Here is a 16,844-nt window from a genome sequence, read left to right as displayed (position 1 = left end):
TTAAAAGTTTTGCACATATAAACAATTTTTAATTATTAGAAGAATTACGTTTTCTAAATTTAAATGGCATTAATGCTAACGCCTTGTTTTGCGCACACCACAAAGTAATGCTGTGCCGTGATGTAATTAATTTATATAAAATAGTAAAACTAGAAATTGTCATTGGTAAATAAATTGCCATTTGAATTGGAAACTTAACGGCTTTTGCAATAAATGTTGCTCCTAACACAACTGAATTTCAACCAATTGAATATAGTCATAAAACATTAAATCCAAATGAAATTAACATAAAGGAAATAATATATAACATAATTGTTTTTATAATTCAGAATTTTTCATTTTTAGAAAGAAAAACAATGCTGCCCATAAAACCATAAAAGGCAAGATTAAAGGCAAAACCACCATGGTAAGTTCCTTGAATATTAACTAAGGCTCCTAAAGTATCGGTGGCAATTCCACTTAAAACACCAAAGAAAGGCCCAAATAACATTCCAACAACAAAAATTAAAAAGTTACCTAATTCTAACTTAATTCCTCCTGTAATTGGAATTGTGTAACCAATTAAATTTGTTAAAATAACTGATAATGCAATCAATAGACTTGTGATTGTTATTGTTAAAATATTAATTTTTTTTAAATTTTTATAATCTAATCAAGCGCCAATTCCAAGTAACAGGGCAATCCCTAATCAAGCGCCAATATTTGTTAATAAATACAACATACTTTACATCCTTTCTAAATAAAACTGATATACTAACGAAATAAAATATAACGATCCACAAATTAAAATATTTTTTGTTTTATTTTGTAATAATAATTTCTTTCAATTTTTAACTTTATTATGAAAATTAATGTCCGTAATATCTCACGACATTGGGTGTTTAAAAGCAGTAATATATAAATTTGTCCCAAAATGTTCTTTTAACAACGTTAAGTTTTGCAAATAATCTTTCTTTTGCGATGATGCATATAACACTAGAACCTCATTATGATTTAAATTATTTAACGTTTCAAATGTATGAATGCAAGCACGAATTCCTTCTGGATTATGCGCACCATCAATAATAAAGTACGGATTTTTACTCAACTGGGTAAAACGGCCCAAGACCGGATTTACTTTAAAAAGTGCATAATTAATTTTAAACTTAAAAACTGTCAAAAACTTAATTACTAATCCAACATTAAATTCCTGATAATAATTAATTGCTTGCGGATAAACTTCGCTTGTAATAATTCTATCCAAATTAAGATATTTTGCAATAACAGAAAAATATTTTTGACAACTTGCACTAATAAAAAGTTGGCAATCATTTTTAACAATTCCCACTTTATTTTGAATAATACTTTCTAATTCTGTTCCTAAAACTTCGGTGTGGTCATAATCAATTGAAGTCAATAACACCGCTAGTTGATTATTAAAAACATTAGTTGCATCTAATCGTCCACCAATGCCAGCTTCAATAACAGCAATTTCAACTTGTTGTTCTAAAAAATATTTAATACAAATTAAAACTCAAATTTCAAAAAAAGTTAACTGATAAGTTTCAATTTCGTTTTTAATACTTTTAATAATTCGTTTTAAATCATTGTCACTAATAACTTGGTTATTAATTTTAATTCGTTCATTGTGCTTTAAAAATGCTGGTGAAGTAAAAAGACCAACTTTTTTATAATTCAACATTAGTTGGCGTTGCAAATAATTAGAAACAGAACATTTGCCATTAGTTCCAACAACATTAATAACTTGAATTTTATCTTGTCCATTATGATATTTTTCTACTAATAGTTTTGTTAAATTATATTCTTTCTTAAACAAAGCAGCTTTAAAAAGTTGTTTCTTAACATCCATCAATTATTTTCCCTTATCCAATAATGGTTGTAAATATTGAGCGGTATAACTAATATCATTTTTTGCCGCAATTTGTTCGGGTGTTCCTGTTGCAATAACAGCTCCGCCACCAACACCACCTTCTGGCCCTAAGTCAATAATATAATCTGCTACTTTAATTACATCCAAGTTATGTTCAATCGTAACAACCGTATCACCATTATCGACAATTTTATTTAAAACTAACAATAACCTTTTAACATCATCAATATGTAACCCCGTTGTTGGTTCATCTAATAAAAATAATGTTTTTCCTGTTGTTCGTTTTAATAAAAATGTTGATAATTTAACTCGTTGTGCTTCACCACCTGACAACTCAGTTGCTGATTGTCCTAACTTAATATAACCCAAACCAACTTCTTGCATTGTTGCTAACTTTTGGCTAATCTTTGGTTGCTTTGCAAAAAATTCACAAGCTTGATCAACTGTCATTTCTAAAACATCATAAATATTTTTATCTTTGAACTTAACTAATAATGTTTCATCATTATATCTTTTTCCTTCACAAACTTCACAAGGAACATAAACCGTTGGTAAAAAATGCATTGAAATTTTAATAATTCCATCACCTTGACAATTCTCACAACGCCCACCAGGCACATTAAAAGAGAAACGCCCCTTTAAATAACCACGGGCCTTTGCCTCATTTGTATTTGCAAATAAATCACGAATGTCATCAAAGACAGAAGTATACGTCGCTGGATTACTCCGTGGCGTTTTTCCAATTGGATCTTGTGAAATATTAATAACCTTATCAATGTTAGCAATCCCAACAATTTTATCATAAGCACCGGGGCGATCAGTTGCCAATCCAAGATTTTTTTTAATTCCTTTTCATAAAATTTCATTCATTAATGTTGACTTCCCGCTACCAGAAACTCCGGTTAAACAAACAAATTTATTTAAAGGAATTGTTACATTAATATTTTTTAAATTATTTTCACGCGCTCCTTTAATCTCTAATGTTAGACCATTACCACCACGACGTTTAGTTGGTACTGTAATTTCTAATTCACCCGTCAAATATTTTCCAGTAATTGAATTTGGGTTTTGTTTAATGTCCTCAATACTTCCAGCAGCAACAACTTCACCACCATTAATTCCTGCCCGTGGACCAATATCAACAACATAATCACTGGCACGAATTGTATCTTCATCATGTTCAACAACAATTAAAGTATTTCCCAAGTCACGTAAACTTTTTAAGGTTTCAATTAATTTATCATTATCACGTTGATGTAATCCAATTGATGGTTCATCTAACACATATAGTACTCCAGTTAGTTGACTTCCAATTTGTGTTGCTAATCTAATTCGTTGTGCTTCTCCCCCTGATAAAGTTGAGGCATTCCGTGACAATGTTAAATAACTTAAACCAACACGGTTTAAAAAATCAAGACGATTAACTAATTCATTAATAACTAATCGTGCAATCTCTTGTTGTGATTCGGTTAAAACTAAATTTAAAATTTCTTTTAATTCATCTTCAACTGATAAATCGGTAAAATCAGAAATGCTAATATTATTAATTTTTACCGACAATGGAATTTCATTTAATCGTTTCCCCTGGCAAGTTCCACATTTTTTATCTGTCATAAATTGTTTGTAATATTCCCGAGCAGTTTCACTAGCAGTTTCCGTATAGCGCCGTTCAATTAATTGCCCAACTCCTTCAATATAATCATAACCACGCATAATATTACCGCTTGCTGTTTTAAAATTATATTCAATTGGTTCATCACTACCACGAATTAAATATCCTAACTGTTCTTTTGTCAAATCACTAACTGGTTGTTCTAAAACAATGTGATAGTGCTCTGCTAAAACTTTAAATTTTTGTCATTCAATATTTGTTGTGTTAACAATATTTTTTAAATAAACAATTGCTCCTTGCAAAATTGATAGTGAACGATTTGGAATTAATAAATCTTCATCAACTTCTAATTTCACTCCTAACCCTTTACATTCATTACAAGCTCCAGCTGGTGAATTAAAAGAAAATAATCGTGGTTCTAATTCTGGAATCACAAAACCACAAATATTACATGAATAATTTGTTGAAAATAACGTTTCTTTTTGTTGATCAACAAAATCAATTTTTACTAAAGCATTTCCATATTTTAAAGCAACTTCAATTGCATCATGAATCCGACTCAATAAATCTTCCGAATTTTTATACACTAATCGGTCAATAATAATATCAATGTTTTGTCGTTTATTTTTGTCTAACTCAATTTCTTCATCTAATGTTTTAATTTCACCATTAACTTTTACCCGAATAAAACTTTCTTGTTTTAATCGTGCAAATAAATCTTTAAAACTCCCTTTTTTGTCACGCACAACTGTTGATAAAATCATAAACTTTTCACCTTCGTTTAAAAGTTGTTTTAAATTATTAATAATTTCCTTGATTGTTACTGACTTAATAACACCATGGCCATTAATACAATAAGGGGTTCCAACCCGAGCGTATAACAATCGCAAATAATCATAAATCTCCGTTACCGTTCCAACTGTACTTCGGGGATTATGACTAGTTGTCTTTTGATCAATTGAAATTGCTGGTGATAATCCATCAATTGCATCAACATCTGGTTTTTCATTTCCACCTAAAAATTGACGGGCATAACTCGACAAACTTTCAATATAACGTCGACGACCTTCCGCATAAATAGTATTAAAAGCTAATGATGATTTTCCACTCCCAGATAAGCCAGTAAAAACAACTAATTTATCTTTTGGAATTTGAACATCAATATTTTTTAAATTATTTTCACGTGCTCCTTTAACAACAATCCAATCTTTTCCCATTTTTTCACCTTCTTAATTATTATTTTGTAAAAGTAACATAGTAAAATGATATTATTTTTTAAAAATAATGCAAATATAGTTTAAAAAAATCTAACATTTGCTGTCAGATTAATAAAATTAGTTAAGTTCTGTAGCAAATTGACTTACTTTATTTTCAATAAAATAGGCATATTCTTTAACTAATTCTTTTTGTCCTTCTAAGAAGAATAAAATTTTCATGATTTTTTCTTTTAGTTCTGAAACTTCTTCATCACTACTATAATTTTCAATAAAATAAATCTCAACTAATTGCTCTGCAATTTCTTCATCAGCAACTGATTGTTCATAATAGTTATTGTAATTAGCTTCATTTAAAATTTCACCAACAAAATCGCGAAAAAGTTTATCATCATTAATTTTTGTTTTAATTTCTAATAATAATTCTTTTAATTCTGGTTTCATATTTTCCTCCCTTATTTTAACTACTTATATTGTACTATATAAATTAATTATTTTCTTGTTTAAATAATTTGTTATATTGTTGCAAATAATTTTCTCGTTTAGTTATCGTTTCATCCAAATCTTCATTAACCATTGTCTGCTTTGCTAAAAATTGACTTTTTTCATTTTCAAATGGTTTTAATACTCGCATCACAATTTTTTGTAATCGTAATGCTAACTCTTGACTATCCAATAATTGAATTGAATTTGTTAGAATCTTTTCGTAGTTAAAACCAGCTAAAGAAGCACTTGCGGACCCGACTAATTTTGCCCCATTTTTCAAAAGCATTCGTTGTAACCGGTCATATTCATCATCAAAATAATTTCGGTTAACATAAAATTCAACCTCATTTTCAAATTCTTGCCGATTCTTTCCAATTTTACGGCGAAAAATATTCCGGTTATTACCTGTTGTATATCCTTTTGCCATTAAATTTGATAAATCAGTTGTTAAATCAATATTTTGTTCAAGTTTTGCTTTTAAAATATAAAACACTCGTAACACATAGCCAATAAAAACCTGATTATTTTAATCACTAAAATCATAGTATTTTAAAATATCTAAGCAAATCATAATGTCATTTTGTAATGATTGTACTTGATATCGTTGATATAGTTGTGTTAACTCATCAACTAAAACTTGAATGTTGTTATCCATCCTACCCCCGTTTTAATATTACTATTATGATTTTACCACATCTGTTTTTATTACAAATGATAAATAAACATTTTGCTTTTGTAAAAAACTAATTTTATCAACCCGTGACAACTGCTTAAAAGCAGCTTCGCGTTGCATTGCGGCAGAACGAGTTTGATATTCTTCACTATAAATTATTTTAACTGGTCTTCGTTTTGATTGCGCCGTATATTTAGCCCCCGTTCCAAAATTATGTTCTTGCTTCACAGCGAACTAAATCAACAGTATATCCAGCATACAATGTTTTATCAGCACAAACTAGCACATAAAAATAATGTTTTTTCATAATTAGTTCCTATATCATTTTCTCAAAATCAAGCACTTTATCTGCTCAATTAACATTAAAATTAATATCATGGGTTGTAATTAAAACAGTTCCTTCAAATGCTTGAATTGCTTCTAATAATGCTTCTTTTGCCAAAACATCAATATGATTTGTCGGTTCATCTAAAATTAATAAACTACATGGTTCTAATGATAACGCTGATAAACGAACTTTTGTTTGTTCTCCCCCCGATAACTTTATCATTTGATTTTGCATTAACGTACTTTTAACTCCAAAGTTTGCTAAAATACTACGAATGCGCCCATCTTCAAGCTCAGGGTATAAATTTTTTAAATATTCAATTGGCGTCATATCCATAATTGCTTCAATTTGATGAAAATAAGCAATAACAACGCCATTCCCAAGTTTCAAAGTTCCCCCTAAACTCGGAATATTTCCAGCTAGCGTATTCAAAAAAGTTGTTTTTCCAATTCCATTATATCCACGAAAAATACACTTTTCACCATCACGAATATCAAATGTTAGTGGTTGAATTAACGGAAACTGATAACCAATTTCTAATTTTTCAGCACTAACAATGATTGTGCTTGCTGGGCGTTTATATTTAAAACTAAACTTTGGTTTAGTCAACTCATGACGCTTTTCAATAATTTCCATTTTATCAATTTGTTTTTGTCGTGATTGGGCACTTTTTGCTGTTGAAGCACGAGCCTTATTTTTTGCAACATAAGTTTCTAATTTTTTAATTAACCGTTCTTGTCCTTTTTGGGCTTTATCATATTGTTCGTTTTTTAATTCACTTAATGCTAAATACTGTTGATAATTTCCAACATAACGATTAACTGTTAAATTTTCAATTGCATAAATAACCTTTCCGACTTTATTAATAAAATCAATATCATGCGAAACCACTAAAAAAGCTTTGTCATAACTTTGCAAAAACTTTGCCAATCATTCAACTTGTTCTAAGTCTAAAAAGTTAGTTGGTTCATCTAACAATAAAAAATCATTTTCTGATAATAATAATTTTGCTAAGATAACTTTCCACCGTTGTCCCCCCGATAATTCTGATAACTTTGCATCTAACCTTGTGGGGTCAATTCCTAATCCATTAACTAAACTACGAATTTCTTTATCAATTGTTTCAAACCCATTTTGGTCTAAATGTTCTTGTAATTTTAAAGCTTTTACTAATTCATCTTCATCATAATTAGCACTCATTTTTTCATAAATATCATGAATTCTTTGTTCAATATCAAATAAATGTTGATATGTTAATTTTAAAAACTGATCAACGGTCAAACTACCATCTAACTCTTGGTGCTGATCTAAATAACCAATTTTAACTTTTGGATGTAAGTCAATCATTCCTTCATCAGGTGTAATTTTTCCATAAATAATACTTAATAAAGTAGTCTTCCCCGTTCCATTAGCCCCAATTAATGCTAGATGTTCACCCTTATTAATTCGAACTGTTGCGTTTTTATATAAAATCTTTCCACCGTTAGCATGACTTAAATTTTCAATATTAATTAAACTCATTTTAACCTCAATCCCTTATTACAATATATAATTATACCTTATTTTAAAATAGAAATAAAATAAAAGTTTTATATAAAATAACTTCTTAACATTACTGTCGAAATTTTTACATTTATTAAAAAACTTAATTTTAACTAATAAAATTTAGAATTAGTTTTTAAAAATATATTCGGTCTTATTTAATAATTAGTTTTATCAAGGTGTTAAGTTCATCATCTCTTTACATTTTTTTAAAAGATTATAAAATGAAAACATAATAATATGTAAAGGAGTGAAATTAATAATGCAACCTCTTGTTCATAATCTTAATAATGCTTGTCTAATGAAAGCATTATTAATTAATGCCTTACATACAAAATGCTTGTCTTTACTTAAAAAGGAGTATAAACCGCCAGCAGTCTAAACTTTAAAATAATTATAAAAATTAGAGAACTTAAAATACTAAGGAGGAAAATAACATGAAAAGGTTATTGAGTATTTTGGGGGCCGCCGGATTAACAATTACTAGCACAAACACAATTCTTGCATTCAAGATTTATTCAGACACTAGTATAGTATCAATACAAACCAATTGTTAAAAGAGAACTATCAATTTTTAAATAGTAGAGAAATTGCTGATCGAGAAAATCGTGTTCTTACACACTCAGAATTTAAACCAACATGATATTATTTACAAGCAAACAATACTTATAAAGTAACATTAAACCGTGATTTAACAGACAATGAATTAGGACAGATTAAACTATCAATTGGGCAGTGAGGACAATACAAAAAAATAAATGAAAACAAAAATAGTGTTTTTAGTCATTTTGTAATTCCAACAAAAGCTAATTTTATTACTTTTTATTTAGAAACTGATGGCGTTCTTTATCTTGCCGATAATAATCTAACGGATTTACAAGTAACTAGCGTGACAGCAGAAAATTCTAATGCTGTTATTAAAATGCCAACTTTTAAAATAAATAAATCTAATCAATATGATTTTATTAATGGTGTTTTAAACACAAATTCTCCTTTTGTTGAATTTGTTTCTAATCATTTTATTGCTACAATGCAAACAGAAATGATTATTAAGAAAGTTTTTCCCCGCCTAGAACAACATTTTAATGCTATTTTAGCAGGGTGAGATAAAACGTGAAAATATACTAATGAAATTCTTGGTTTAAATGAAGCAAATGAGGGAATCAATAAAAAATATCCACAATATGTTCATATTGCCAACGAAAATGATAGTAATGGTTATGCTAATGCTAGTGATAATCGAATAATGTTTCAAAATAGTACTTCAGCTGGACAAGATTTATTTTTAGATCAAATTTCTGGTCAATGAGCACTATGACATGAAACTGGTCATACTTATTAAAGTTCCCAATATAAATGAAACGATTTAGGAGAAGTTACTAATAATATTAGTGCCCTATATGTCCAAGAACATTTTAATGTTCCATTGCGAATTTTCAATTACATTAAAGAAATTAAATTATTTTTCCAAACTCCAATTGAAAAACGAGATTTTAATAAAATAAAACAAGAACCTTTGTGAGTTAAACTAGCAATGTTTTGAAAATTACAAATGGCATTTGGCAAAAACTTTTATCCACAATTAAATCAAACTTATCGCGCAATGCTTAATACAGAAAAAACGAACTTAATAGTGATCAAGTTAAAATTCAAAATTTTATTATTCATACATCAGAAATATCAGGTTATAATTTAGCACCATTCTTTCAAGAATGAGGTTTATCACCAACTAAAGAAACTAAAAATATTATTAGTAAATATCAACGTTTAACAAAACCAATTTGAAATAACATCATCGAATAATTAACAAAAGAGCACCCAATTGTTCAAAAAATTATGCCAATAAAAAAATAGCATCAACCAAAGAAATTGCTGCAAAAAATGTAACAATAAATTTTGGTGATGAATTTAAAACAATGAGTGCAATTAAAAAAATTTTTACAGTGCCTAATTTAAGTGACGATGAAAAAATAACAGTAGCTACTGATTATAATTCAGCAGTAAACACATTTTTAAAAGACAAAAATACTTTGTTAGTTCCTGTTGAATTGAAAATTGCTCAAAAAAATAAAATTCCAAATATTCAAAAATATTTGTTTAAGTTAAACAAATTAAATAATACAATGGTATTCCAAGGAATCAGTGATGGATATAAAGGAATAATTGGTTTACATTCACAAGATAAAGTAATTAAATTTGATGGTAATTCTGAAGAAATTCATTATTATTTTAAACACGAAATGTACTATACTATTAAAATTAAAAATAATCTTGGTGAGTTAATAAAAGATATTGTTATTACTGGTGATCAAAATTTCGCTGAAATTATTAAAAAACATGATTTAACTAATGGCATTAAATATGATGAAAATTATCAAATTGAAATTATTCCTGCCGAAGGAAATCGTGTTCAAATTTTTAACAATGATAAATATCAACCATTAAATGGCCCCAAAACATATATCATTAAAAATGATAATTTAGTTGAAATAAAATAAAAAAATTAATTTAAAATAGGAAAGATTAATAATAATCTTTCCTATTTTTTAATTAAAACAAATATTAATCATACCAGAGTTTTTATAACATAAAATTATCTTTTATAAAATAGTATTAACCTTATTATTATTCCAACGCACTGTGATTATTAGAATCAATATCAAATTGAGTTGATACTAGATAATTTACTTTCTTTGTCATTTTTTTGCTTTACCATCACTAATTTCAAATAAGCGTGATCCAGCCTTAAGAGCTAGAGTTATAACCCCTTTACTATAATTAGCAGAATGTTCATCTGGTTTTACTGAAACATTAACATCATTAAGAGTAAGAACAGTTCCATTTAACAAATTAATAGTTTTTTAACATAATTTACCATCTTTTACCAAATTGCCTTCCTAAAAAACAAGATTTTTACTATTATACAAAAAAACAATATAATAAGTTTGAGAAATTATTTAATTTCTCAAACTTATTCCTATTTTTAAAAGCTTATAATTTTAATAAATTTAATTATAACTAAAAATAGTTAGAATCTAATTAATCATTTTCTTTAATTTTGTCGAAAACTCTTGATATTTATAAAATATACCTAAAATTAGGTATATTTTTAATATATAGAGGTAAATAAATGATGAAAAAAATAATTACAGAATTAATAAATAGCTTAACAGATGATCAATTTTTAGAATTTTATGAAAAAATAAAACAACAAGCAGACTTAATTAAAAAACAAAAACGTTTAAATGAAATTGATCAAAAATTTAGAGATAAAGGCATTATATGTCCTAATTGCAAATCTTTTCATTGTGTTAAAAATGGTCATAATTCCGAAGGAAAACAAAAATATTTATGTAAAAAATGTCGTGCTAGTTTTGATGCATTTCGTCATCATTTTACTTATTGAAGTCATTTAAATTATGAACAGTGAAATTTATTAATTCAAATTTCATTGTTAGGACAATCTAGTAAAATAATTTCTCGTTTTATTAAAACAACCCCAAAAACCGCTTGATATAATCGACAAAAATTAATGCAATCAAAACAATTAGAAAATACACAGTTAAAATTTAAAAAATTAAATGGTCAAATCCAAATGGATGAAACATTTATTAAAGAAATTCATAAAGGCAATTTTAAAGATAAATTTGATAAACGAAAAACTCATCTCGATCCATTTTCAACTGATACCAAATGCTGTATTCAAATGGCAGTTGATAGCAATAATAATATTTTTGTTCAATCCACCAATACCAAAAGATTACAAAAACAATGGATTATTGAAAATATGAATAAGCAACTAATTAAAGAAAAATCAATAATTATTTCTGATATGCAACCACTATATTTATTAGTAGCAAAACAAACAAATTCTACTCTATATTCCACCAAAACTAGTACAAACCCTGATACTAGTTATCAAAAGTTAAATAAGATTAGTAAATTACAATCCAGTCTTAAAGAAGCCTTAATTCATTATCATGGTTTGGGTTTCACTAATATTCAAAATTATTTAAAGCTCTGAAAATGAAAATACCAACACAAAGGTTTAACACCAAACCAACAATCAACGGTATTATATTTTAACGTTTAAAAAATTTAAAGCAAAATCATAATCTTACACAAAATTAGTTTTCAAATTGTCATATTGATGATTTTTTTTATTTCATCAAGAGTTTTCGACAAAATTAAAGATCATTTTCAAAATAAAAGTTATATTTTTAAAATATAACTTTTTTTATTTTAACGCATCGGATTCAAAAACAATAACTGGCAAAAATTATTCAGTCCCTTTTTATTCCTCTTTATTTTACTAATCCTAAGAAAGTTTGTGGTTCTAAACTAGCTCCCCCAACTAAAGCACCATCAATATCAGGTTGTGCTAATAATTCCTTAATATTATCTGGTTTAACACTACCACCATATTGAATTCGAATTACACTTGCTACTACCTCATCATAAAGCGCAGCAATTTTAGTACGAATTATCGCACAAACTTTTTGAGCAATTTCAGCAGTTGCTGTTTTTCCAGTTCCAATTGCTCAAATTGGTTCATAAGCAATAACAACTGTTTTTGCATCTTCCAAATCAATTCCCTGAAAAGCTTTTGCAATTTGATTTTCAACAATTTGTTGAGTTTCATTATTTTCATATTGTTGTAATGTTTCACCACAACAAATAATTGGAATCATTCCCTTTGCTAATAATTTTTTTGCTTTTAAATTAACAGTTTCATCAGTTTCATTAAACATTTGACGACGCTCAGAATGCCCAATAATAACATGTGTTATTTTTAAATCTTCTAACATATCAACTGAAATTTCACCAGTAAAGGCCCCAAAATCTTCATAATGACAGTTTTGCGCCGCAATAATTAAATTTTTAGCATATTGTTTTGCAACAGCTAAATTAACATATGGTACTGCTACTCCTGCTTCTAATGTCAGATTAGCACAAGCAGCATCAACTTGTTTTAAAAATTCAATTGTTTCACTCGTTGTCTTATGCATTTTTCAGTTTCCAATAATAATTGGTTTTCGCATTTTTTTCCCTCGTTTCTTTTCTATAATAACATTTTAATTATATACTTAAATTTTATAAATTTCCTCTTTAATTTTGTCGAAAACTCTTGATATTTATAAAATATACCTAAAATTAGGTATATTTTTAATATATGGAGGTAAATAAATGATGAAAAAAATAATTACAGAATTAATAAATAGCTTAACAGATGATCAATTTTTAGAATTTTATGAAAAAATAAAACAACAAGCAGACTTAATTAAAAAACAAAAACGTTTAAATGAAATTGATCAAAAATTTAGAGATAAAGGCATTATATGTCCTAATTGCAAATCTTTTCATTGTGTTAAAAATGGTCATAATTCCGAAGGAAAACAAAAATATTTATGTAAAAAATGTCGTGCTAGTTTTGATGCATTTCGTCATCATTTTACTTATTGAAGTCATTTAAATTATGAACAGTGAAATTTATTAATTCAAATTTCATTGTTAGGAAAATCTAGTAAAATAATTTCTCGTTTTATTAAAACAACCCCAAAAACCGCTTGATATAATCGACAAAAATTAATGCAATCAAAACAATTAGAAAATACACAGTTAAAATTTAAAAAATTAAATGGTCAAATCCAAATGGATGAAACATTTATTAAAGAAATTCATAAAGGCAATTTTAAAGATAAATTTGATAAACGAAAAACTCATCTCGATCCATTTTCAACTGATACCAAATGCTGTATTCAAATGGCAGTTGATAGCAATAATAATATTTTTGTTCAATCCACCAATACCAAAAGATTACAAAAACAATGGATTATTGAAAATATGAATAAGCAACTAATTAAAGAAAAATCAATAATTATTTCTGATATGCAACCACTATATTTATTAGTAGCAAAACAAACAAATTCTACTCTATATTCCACCAAAACTAGTACAAACCCTGATACTAGTTATCAAAAGTTAAATAAGATTAGTAAATTACAATCCAGTCTTAAAGAAGCCTTAATTCATTATCATGGTTTGGGTTTCACTAATATTCAAAATTATTTAAAGCTCTGAAAATGAAAATACCAACACAAAGGTTTAACACCAAACCAACAATCAATGGTATTATATTTTAACGTTTAAAAAATTTAAAGCAAAATCATAATCTTACACAAAATTAGTTTTCAAATTGTCATATTGATGATTTTTTTTATTTCATCAAGAGTTTTCGACAAAATTAAAGAATTTCCTAGTAAAATAATAACTTTCTTAATGTTATAATATATTACAAAGAGGTGAAAAGATGTTTTTTTCAGCATTTCAAATTAAATATAATACAAAATCAATTAAAAAATTACCAAAAATTAATAATTCTAAAAAATGATTAATTATAGATGTTCGCCCAAAAGAAGAATGACATGAAAGTCATATTACTAATAGTATTAATATTTCTCATCATTTGTTCCGTTTAATTTATTCAAAAAAAGTTATTAAAGATAAAAAAATCCTTTTTATTTCAAGTGCAGGTCATTCACATCTTGACTTATATCGTTTGCTAAAAAAACATAATTTTAAAGTTTATATTTTGATGGGCGGCTGAAAAAAAGTTCACCACACTGATGAAATTGATAAAATCTTAACTTATAACCCTATTGATTAATTTTATTAATCATTGGGGTTTTTATTTGGTATGGAACTGGGGGCGCTGTTTTGCTTAATAATAATTCATTAATTTCTCACAAAATTAAACTTCCTCCAACAATAATTATTAAACTATATAAGGTATTGTGATTACTTTTAAAAGCAACAAAACTATAAATAATATAGCAAATTGAAACTACTAACAAGAAGATCGCAAAACCAGCATAGTAATACATTCCTTTTACTTTCGTTACTTCAACCCGCTTTGTATAACGATTTACTCATACTGCAACAATTAAACTAATATAACAAATAAAAGCAACAAAACTAACAGCATTTGAAGAGATATCTAACAAATAAAGCGGATCATCTTTGACTGCTAAACTAGTTCCCATAATAATTAAGTTAAAACTAACTGTAATTGTCATTTGAATTAAACCAATTTGTTGATAACTTAGTTCTCTTTTACCAATGTAGACAAGACGTTCATCTTGAACAGTTTGTCCCAATGCTGGTGAAACAAATGTTAAACCGTTAATACTCATTAATGCGGTAATAACAATAAATCAAGTTAAAATACGGGCAATTGGTCCACTAATAATGTTATTAAATAAACTAAAAACACTTCCATCATTTGTTCCTAAAAATAATGAAATAACTTGAATCAAGTAAAAAACCGTAATAAAAACCATTGCCACAAATAATGCTTTTGGGACAACATTTTTGTTAGAAACTTCTTTTTGTAATCCGGCGGCATAAATAAAGCCATCAAAAGAAAATAACACCGGCAAAAGACCCATAAAGAAATTCCCAAATTTTAATTCTTTAAAAGTATCAAACACGTTACCACTCATTGGAATAATAAATCCAAGAATTAAACTTACCACTAGTGGAATAAATTTAACAAAAGTCCCGATTGTTTGTACTCATTTTCCAACATTTCGTAAAAAAATATTTAATAAGTAAAACAAAATTAAAAGAATACTACCCACACTAATTGCAATTGCATTTTGTGTTCCCTTCGTAATACTCGTTACTTCTAACGCATCAAACATTGCATTAATACTAAAAATTGGAAAAATTCCTAGTAAGATTGGAAAATAAAAAAAGATATAAAAAATTGAAAACAAACTTCCAACCTTACGACCAATTAAGACATTGGCTCATAATGCTAATGTTCCATTACCACTCTTTGTGTTAATGGAAGCAATTTCAATAAAAACCATAATCATCGCAATTCCTAAAATTCCAACTAAAATTCATAGGGCAATTGCTAAATATGGATTTTGAGTAAAATATAAAACATGGCCCTCAGAAGTATCATTTTTTAAATAAATCCCAATTCCGATTGTAATTCCAACAGCCGTTGAAAAAACAGTTAAAAATTCAAAGAACTTAACATGTTTTTTCGTTTTTCCCATAATTTTTTTCCTCCATTTTCAAATACATAACCTTCAATAAACATATCTTATAAAAAAGATAAGTAAATTATAGCATATCTTATTTTTGGTTTTCATAATATTTTTTCTTAATTTCACGAAACAAATGATTAACTCCCGACTTTGAAATTTCTAAATTATGTTCACTTTCTAATAATAGTGAAAGGTCTTGTAATGATGCATCGGGATAAGCAACCCGTAATAATGCAACTTTTCGAGTATTATCATTTAGTTCATCAAATAAATTATGATCCAACAAATAATTAATCATAACGGCCTGTTCTTCTCCAGCTTTCATTGCCTTCTGTTGATTTGAAATCTCAACGTTATTTAACCGATTAATACTGTTTACCATATCGCGCGAAATGCGGGTATTTTCAAATGCTAAAACACTATTAATTGAATCAATTAATTTTAGAAAATCAGAAACTAAAATTGATTTCTTAAGATAACAAACACATTTATCATGTCGCATAATTATTTTAAAAGGAAAATGAAATTTATGTAATAATTTACGAAAAGTTTGTGCGGAAATTTCATCAATAAACTGTACCTCTAAGTGATAGTTACTTGTTTCAGGGGAATTAACACTACCACACGCAACAAAAATCCCCGCAATATAAGCACGTTGTTGACGTTCACTTCAATCAACTGGAATTGTAATAATCTTTTCGTTAGTGTCAGCGTCAAAAATATTTAAGTCTTTTAAAATTTCAGCTGCCCGTTCTTCAATCCGCAGAATAAACGTTTTATGTTTCTTTAATTTTGTTGTTTGCATAATAATAATGTCAATTTCAACGTGGTATAAGTTTTTAAGAAACATATAAATTGTTCGAATAATTGCGTTACTAATTGAACTAACTTCAAAATTAAAATAATGGTTACTAATATTTAATGTCATATTATATTTAACAAAACCACATAGAAAAGCTTTTTGACAAATTAGGTCAAATTCTTTTTTAACAATTTCCTCTTTAACTTCTAACGCAAAACTCATTTTTATCCCTCTTTTAATTCTCGTTTAATAGTACA

The 16,844-nt window shown here is 27.2% G+C and carries 17 protein-coding genes; 6 read left to right on the top strand and 11 right to left on the bottom strand.

Annotation, left to right across the window (positions count from 1 at the left end; genetic code table 4):
* Nucleotides 1-28 precede the first annotated feature (28 nt).
* From AACK91_RS06095 to AACK91_RS06060, 8 genes are all read right to left on the bottom strand, one after another.
* Nucleotides 29-721, bottom strand: coding sequence for a folate family ECF transporter S component (locus AACK91_RS06095; protein WP_338965171.1), 693 nt, complete (start codon nucleotides 719-721; stop codon nucleotides 29-31).
* A 3-nt stretch (nucleotides 722-724) separates the two neighbouring features.
* Complete coding sequence (locus AACK91_RS06090) at nucleotides 725-1,849, bottom strand: bifunctional folylpolyglutamate synthase/dihydrofolate synthase (protein WP_338965169.1); 1,125 nt, start codon at nucleotides 1,847-1,849, stop codon at nucleotides 725-727.
* A 3-nt stretch (nucleotides 1,850-1,852) separates the two neighbouring features.
* The gene (gene uvrA, locus AACK91_RS06085) at nucleotides 1,853-4,699 is read right to left on the bottom strand and encodes an excinuclease ABC subunit UvrA (protein WP_338965166.1); all 2,847 of its coding nucleotides are present in this window, start codon (nucleotides 4,697-4,699) and stop codon (nucleotides 1,853-1,855) included.
* A 117-nt stretch (nucleotides 4,700-4,816) separates the two neighbouring features.
* The gene (locus AACK91_RS06080) at nucleotides 4,817-5,140 is read right to left on the bottom strand and encodes a hypothetical protein (protein WP_040092797.1); all 324 of its coding nucleotides are present in this window, start codon (nucleotides 5,138-5,140) and stop codon (nucleotides 4,817-4,819) included.
* 43 nt (nucleotides 5,141-5,183) lie between these two features.
* Nucleotides 5,184-5,675, bottom strand: coding sequence for a hypothetical protein (locus AACK91_RS06075; protein WP_338965162.1), 492 nt, complete (start codon nucleotides 5,673-5,675; stop codon nucleotides 5,184-5,186).
* Between the two features lie 33 nt (nucleotides 5,676-5,708).
* Nucleotides 5,709-5,837: a hypothetical protein gene (locus AACK91_RS06070; protein WP_338965159.1), complete on the bottom strand. Its 129-nt coding sequence runs from the start codon at nucleotides 5,835-5,837 to the stop codon at nucleotides 5,709-5,711.
* Nucleotides 5,838-5,861: 24 nt separating this feature from the next.
* A complete protein-coding gene (locus tag AACK91_RS06065; protein WP_338965156.1) occupies nucleotides 5,862-6,083 on the bottom strand; it encodes a GIY-YIG nuclease family protein in 222 nt (73 codons plus the stop codon).
* An 88-nt stretch (nucleotides 6,084-6,171) separates the two neighbouring features.
* Nucleotides 6,172-7,704, bottom strand: a complete 1,533-nt coding sequence (locus AACK91_RS06060; RefSeq protein ID WP_338965154.1) for an ABC-F family ATP-binding cassette domain-containing protein — start codon at nucleotides 7,702-7,704, stop codon at nucleotides 6,172-6,174.
* Nucleotides 7,705-8,162: 458 nt separating this feature from the next.
* On the opposite strand from AACK91_RS06060, the gene AACK91_RS11610 reads away from it, so the two are divergent.
* The 4 genes from AACK91_RS11610 to AACK91_RS06045 all read left to right on the top strand — a co-directional run bounded on the left by AACK91_RS11610 (nucleotide 8,163) and on the right by AACK91_RS06045 (nucleotide 11,818).
* A complete protein-coding gene (locus AACK91_RS11610; RefSeq protein ID WP_419334755.1) occupies nucleotides 8,163-8,282 on the top strand; it encodes a lipoprotein in 120 nt (39 codons plus the stop codon).
* Nucleotides 8,276-9,067 carry a M60 family metallopeptidase gene (locus AACK91_RS06055; RefSeq protein ID WP_338965152.1) on the top strand — a complete coding sequence of 264 codons (792 nt, stop codon included), beginning with the start codon at nucleotides 8,276-8,278 and terminating at the stop codon, nucleotides 9,065-9,067. The genes AACK91_RS11610 and AACK91_RS06055 overlap by 7 nt, the downstream gene beginning before the upstream one ends.
* A gap of 574 nt (nucleotides 9,068-9,641) precedes the next feature.
* Nucleotides 9,642-10,223 carry a putative mucin/carbohydrate-binding domain-containing protein gene (locus AACK91_RS06050; protein ID WP_338965149.1) on the top strand — a complete coding sequence of 194 codons (582 nt, stop codon included), beginning with the start codon at nucleotides 9,642-9,644 and terminating at the stop codon, nucleotides 10,221-10,223.
* Between the two features lie 632 nt (nucleotides 10,224-10,855).
* Entirely contained in the window at nucleotides 10,856-11,818 is a 963-nt protein-coding gene (locus AACK91_RS06045) for an IS1/IS1595 family N-terminal zinc-binding domain-containing protein (protein WP_338963247.1), read from the top strand.
* 211 nt (nucleotides 11,819-12,029) lie between these two features.
* On the opposite strand, the gene tpiA is transcribed toward AACK91_RS06045, so the two are convergent.
* Entirely contained in the window at nucleotides 12,030-12,767 is a 738-nt protein-coding gene (gene tpiA, locus AACK91_RS06040) for a triose-phosphate isomerase (protein ID WP_338965146.1), read from the bottom strand.
* Nucleotides 12,768-12,912: 145 nt separating this feature from the next.
* Here tpiA and AACK91_RS06035 point away from each other — a divergent pair, with 145 nt between their 5' ends.
* Nucleotides 12,913-13,875 (top strand): IS1/IS1595 family N-terminal zinc-binding domain-containing protein, encoded by a 963-nt coding sequence (locus tag AACK91_RS06035; RefSeq protein ID WP_338965143.1) that lies wholly within the window; start codon nucleotides 12,913-12,915, stop codon nucleotides 13,873-13,875.
* Between the two features lie 160 nt (nucleotides 13,876-14,035).
* On the top strand, nucleotides 14,036-14,392 hold the full coding sequence (locus AACK91_RS06030; protein ID WP_338965140.1) for a rhodanese-like domain-containing protein: 357 nt from the start codon (nucleotides 14,036-14,038) through the stop codon (nucleotides 14,390-14,392).
* Here the strand turns inward: AACK91_RS06030 and AACK91_RS06025 are convergent.
* Complete coding sequence (locus tag AACK91_RS06025; protein WP_338965138.1) at nucleotides 14,382-15,794, bottom strand: APC family permease; 1,413 nt, start codon at nucleotides 15,792-15,794, stop codon at nucleotides 14,382-14,384. The genes AACK91_RS06030 and AACK91_RS06025 overlap by 11 nt on opposite strands.
* Nucleotides 15,795-15,873: 79 nt before the next feature.
* The gene (whiA, locus tag AACK91_RS06020) at nucleotides 15,874-16,809 is read right to left on the bottom strand and encodes a DNA-binding protein WhiA (protein ID WP_338965136.1); all 936 of its coding nucleotides are present in this window, start codon (nucleotides 16,807-16,809) and stop codon (nucleotides 15,874-15,876) included.
* Nucleotides 16,810-16,844 lie beyond the last annotated feature (35 nt).

The sequence above is a fragment of the Spiroplasma endosymbiont of Sarcophaga carnaria genome, from assembly GCF_964019595.1.
Taxonomy (GTDB): domain Bacteria; phylum Bacillota_I; class Bacilli_A; order Mycoplasmatales; family Mycoplasmataceae; genus Spiroplasma; species Spiroplasma poulsonii.
The sequence above is the reverse complement of the archived record's forward strand: the minus strand, read 5'-3'. Positions and strand labels throughout refer to the sequence as shown.